This window comes from Agriterribacter sp. (assembly GCF_035444585.1).
In the GTDB taxonomy this organism is placed as follows: domain Bacteria; phylum Bacteroidota; class Bacteroidia; order Chitinophagales; family Chitinophagaceae; genus Agriterribacter.
This window is the reverse complement of sequence record NZ_DAOMOZ010000357.1, coordinates 1-2,705: the sequence shown is the minus strand read 5'-3', so window position 1 is coordinate 2,705 and position 2,705 is coordinate 1. Positions and strand designations below refer to the sequence as shown.

The following is a 2,705-nucleotide window of genomic DNA, read 5'->3' as shown; positions in this document are numbered from 1 at the left end:
CCATCACCGGTATTGTTTTCACAACCACAGGCGCCCCGGTGTTCCATGTTTTCAAGAAGGGTAAGTGCGTCAGACACAATCTGGTGAGATTTATTGCCTTTAATATTGGCCACGAATCCTACACCGCATGCATCATGCTCAAATTCCGCCCTGTACAAACCGTTACTAACCATAGCTCTGGAATTATTAATAAAAAATCAAAGAAGCAGAGATTTATTAAATATTATTCAATTATACGGCAGGCAAGAACCTAAAAGTACTAAAAAAACATGACAAATTAACTTTCTGTCTAAAAATTACTAACAAGTGTTAATATCTTTATATAAGGTAACCAAAGAGTTTGTCGTCTTTATTGATCCCGGAGAAGTTAATCTGGTGATCTTTCATGTTTTGGATAAGCTTATGGTAATCGTTTTTATCCTGCAATTCAATACCTACCAGAGCCGGACCGGCTTCTTTATTGGTTTTTTGCATGTATTCAAAGCGGGTAATATCGTCGGCTGGTCCCAGCACGTTGTTAACAAATTCTTTCAACGCGCCCGGGCGTTGTGCGAAGCTGATCAAAAAATAATGTTTCAGCCCTTCATACTGAAGTGATCTCTCCTTTATTTCGGGCATGCGGTCAATATCGTTGTTGCCGCCACTTACAATACAAACCACTTTTTTCCTCCTGATCCCGGCAGCATACTGGTCAAGGGCCGCAATAGACAAAGCGCCTGCCGGTTCCACTACTATAGCGTCATTGTTATAAAGCCTTAATATGGAAGTGCATATCCTGCCCTCGGGTACCAATAGCATATCATCCAGCACTTCCCTGCATATTTCGAATGTAATATCACCTGCGCGTTTTACGGCAGCCCCGTCTACAAAACGGTCAATATGCTCTAAGGTTACGGGATGACCGGCCTGCAGTGCTGCTTTCATTGAAGGCGCACCTTCGGGTTCTGCTCCTATGATTTTTGTACCGGGGCTGTATTTTTTAAAATAAACGCCAATGCCGGCAGCCAATCCGCCACCGCCTACGGGAACAAAAACATAATCTATAGTACTCTGTTCTTCCAGTATTTCCATTGCCACGGTTCCCTGTCCCTCAATAATGCTGTAATCGTCGAATGGGGGAATAAATGTCATGTTGTTCAACCGGGTATACGCTTTTGCAGCAACAGCACAATCGTCGAAGGTATCCCCTACCAGCTTTATTTCAATTTTATCCCCGCCAAACATTTTTGTCTGGCTGATCTTTTGTTTTGGCGTGATCACGGGCATAAATACCACGCCTTTAATATTGAGCTTTTTACAACTGTAAGCGAAACCCTGCGCATGGTTACCTGCACTGGCACACACCACTCCCCGCCGCTGCTGGTCTTCATCAAGACTGTATATCATATTGTATGCACCTCTTAATTTATAAGAACGCACAACCTGCAGATCCTCTCTTTTCAGATACACTTCGCAATCGTATTTCCGCGACAAATTATCATTGTATACCAGCGGAGTATGCGTGGCTACTCCTTTTAACCGGCGTGCTGCCTCATAAAAATTAAGCCTTCCTGACCATGCAGGAAGGCTATCGGTTGTTTGAGTATTTTTTTCTTCCACTTTTGTCTTATCCTCCATACTCATTTGTTGTAATGTTATAAATTTATTTTTGATTTTCAGGCCTCAGGCTTCTTACTGTTTTGCCTGCCTGCCATAATTCACTTTCTCTCAGCTCCTTTAATTCTGCTTCCAGCTTCTCTCGATAATCGGGTTTGCTGTTGCTGTCAATGGAACGTTGGGATTCTTTTCCGGCCGCCACACTTTCATACAGTTCTTTAAATACCGGTGCAGTTGCATCGCGGAATTTTTTCCACCAGTCTAATGCACCGCGTTGTGCAGTAGTAGAACAGTTGGCGTACATCCAGTCCATGCCGTTCTCGGCAACCAATGGCATAAGCGATTGGGTAAGCTCTTCCACCGTTTCATTAAATGCTTCGGATGGGGTATGACCTTTATCGCGCAAAACCTGGTATTGTGCTGCAAAAATACCCTGTATAGCGCCCATTAAAGTACCGCGCTCACCTGTAAGGTCACTGTATACTTCTTTTTTAAAATCTGTTTCAAATAAATACCCGCTGCCTACGGCAATGCCCAGGGCTACTACCCTTTCTTTGGCTTTACCGGTAGCATCCTGGAAGATAGCATAGCTGCTGTTTAAGCCGCGTCCCTGCAAAAACATGCGGCGCAGAGAAGTGCCCGATCCTTTGGGAGCCACTAAAAATACATCCACATCTTTGGGTGGTATGATCCCGGTTTGTTCATTGAACGTAATACCAAAACCATGGGAAAAATATAAAGCCTTACCGGCCGTAAGATGCTTCTCTACTGTAGGCCACAATTCAATCTGCGCAGCATCACTGAGCAGGTAGCAAATAATAGTGCCGCGCTGCAATGCTTCTTCTATTTCAAACAAAGTTTCGCCGGGTACAAAACCATCCTTTACCGCCTTATCCCAGGTCTTTGAATTTTTCCTCTGGCCAACAATTACGTTGATCCCATTGTCGCGCTGGTTCAATGCCTGTCCTGGGCCCTGAACGCCATAACCTATAACAGCAACTGTTTCATTCTTTAATACTTCCTGGGCTTTACTGAGTGGAAACTCTTCGCGTGTTACTACATTTTCTTCCACGCCGCCGAAATTTAATTTTGCCATCTTTTTAATTTGA

At 43.9% G+C, this 2,705-nt stretch carries 3 protein-coding genes; all 3 read right to left on the bottom strand.

Features of this window, described 5'->3' with window-relative positions; translation table 11 throughout:
- A partial coding sequence (locus tag PLH26_RS21870) for a hypothetical protein (protein ID WP_502876435.1) occupies window positions 1–173 on the bottom strand: 173 nt, incomplete at its 3' end.
- 145 nt (window positions 174–318) lie between these two features.
- Window positions 319–1,617, bottom strand: coding sequence for a threonine ammonia-lyase IlvA (gene ilvA, locus PLH26_RS21425; protein WP_324588055.1), 1,299 nt, complete (start codon window positions 1,615–1,617; stop codon window positions 319–321).
- A gap of 25 nt (window positions 1,618–1,642) precedes the next feature.
- On the bottom strand, window positions 1,643–2,705 hold a 1,063-nt coding region (gene ilvC / locus PLH26_RS21420), incomplete at its 5' end, for a ketol-acid reductoisomerase (protein ID WP_324588054.1).